Here is a 1,685-nt window from a genome sequence, read left to right as displayed (position 1 = left end):
CTGCTATGGCATGGGCCTGACCCAGCACCAGCAGGGGTCGCGGCTGCTGCAGCAGGTGGCCAACCTGTTGTTGCTGCGCGGTAATTTCGGCAAGCCGGGCGCGGGTATCGGTCCGATCCGTGGCCATTCCAACGTGCAGGGCGACCGCACCGTCGGCATCGACGAGAAGCCCACGGCGCGCTACCTGGATCGCGTGCAGCAGGTGTTTGGTTTCGATCCGCCGCGCGAGCACGGCCACCATGTGGTCGAGTCGATCGCGGCGATGCTCGATGGCAGTGCCAAGGTGTTCATCGGCATGGGCGGCAACTTCATCCATGCCGTGCCCGATACCGAGCGCGCCTACCAGGCCATGCGCAGACTGGAACTGACCGTGGGCATCGCCACCAAGCTCAACCGGGGGCATCTTGTGCACGGTCGCGACGCGCTGATCCTGCCGGTGGTGGCGCGCTCGGAGTGGATCCGCACGCCGAAGGGCGAGCAGTTCGTCACCATCGAAGATGCGATGTCCAACGTGACGGCGTCGCGCGGCGTGCTGGAGCCGGCCAGCGACCAGGTGCTGCCGGAGGTGGAGATCGTCTGCCGGATGGCGATGGCAACGTTGCCGGGCAGCAAGGTGGACTGGGCCGCGTACATGCACGATTACGGCCCGATCCGCGACTTGATCGCCGCCGTCTACCCGGCCATCTATGCCGGCTTCAACGAGCGCATCCAGGCACTGCACGGCTTCCATCTGGATATTCCGCCGCRCAGGCGCGTGTGGCCGACCCCGAACGGCAAGGCCAACATCCTCGTCATGCCGGGCCTGGAAGTGAACACGGTAGTCGATGACCCGGAGATGCTGCGGCTGGCCACGGTGCGCTCGCACGACCAGTACAACACCACCATCTACAGCTACAACGACCGCTACCGGGGCGTGTACAACGACCGCATGGTGGTGTTCATGAACATCGAGGACCGTCTGGCGCGCGGGCTCGACAAGGAAGCCCTGGTGAGCCTGGAAACGATCAGCGACGACGGCGTGACGCGGCGAATCGAAGGCCTGACCGTGCTTGACTACCCGATGCCGCGCGGGGCGCTGGCGGGCTACTACCCGGAGCTCAACCCCCTGCTGCCGCTGGACTACTACGATCGGATCAGCGGTACGCCAGCGGCGAAATCCATTCCGGTACGGATGCGCGCGCAGGTCGACGTGCCCGCGTAGGCGCCGATCCTACAATTGCTCGTTGTCGCTCAGCACGATGCTGCCATCCAGCAGCACCGGCACCATCTGGGTCCAGCCCTTGGCGTTGTAGTCGAGGCTGACCAGGTACACCCAGCCGCGCGCTGCGTCCTCGCTCTGCGGCGCAGCGCCGGCGGTGAACCGCTGCAGGCTTACCTCGGAGACCACGAAGTCATCGCCGGGATAACGCAGGCGCGCGTGGGCCAGTGCTGCCGCCGCAGCTTGATGCACCGACAGCGGCGGCTCGGCGCGTGCCGGGTCGAACGCGGGAAGCGTTCGCAACCGCGTCCCGCTTACCTGCCAGCGCTCATGGGTGTGGTCACCATCGCCGCTGGACAGCACGGTCCATTGGCGTTCGCCTGCCATGACCGGAAGGCTCAGCAACGCGGACAGCAGGAGGGCAGCAGAGGGGAAGCGGGCAGGCATGGAAAGGCTCCAATGAACGTCATGCATGATGACAGCAGGC

2 protein-coding genes are annotated in these 1,685 nt (G+C 66.2%); one reads left to right on the top strand and one right to left on the bottom strand.

Features of this window, described 5'->3' with window-relative positions; all coding sequences use genetic code 11:
- Positions 1-1,201 (top strand): molybdopterin dinucleotide binding domain-containing protein (locus AC1DJN_RS21860; RefSeq protein WP_478040246.1); only part of this gene is annotated, 1,201 nt, incomplete at its 5' end.
- Between the two features lie 9 nt (positions 1,202-1,210).
- On the opposite strand, the gene AC1DJN_RS21855 is transcribed toward AC1DJN_RS21860, so the two are convergent.
- Complete coding sequence (locus AC1DJN_RS21855) at positions 1,211-1,645, bottom strand: hypothetical protein (protein WP_442251793.1); 435 nt, start codon at positions 1,643-1,645, stop codon at positions 1,211-1,213.
- Between the last annotated feature and the right edge of the window lie 40 nt (positions 1,646-1,685).

The organism is Stenotrophomonas sp. 05L414_2, from assembly GCF_056397905.1.
The sequence above is the reverse complement of the archived record's forward strand: the minus strand, read 5'-3'. Positions and strand labels throughout refer to the sequence as shown.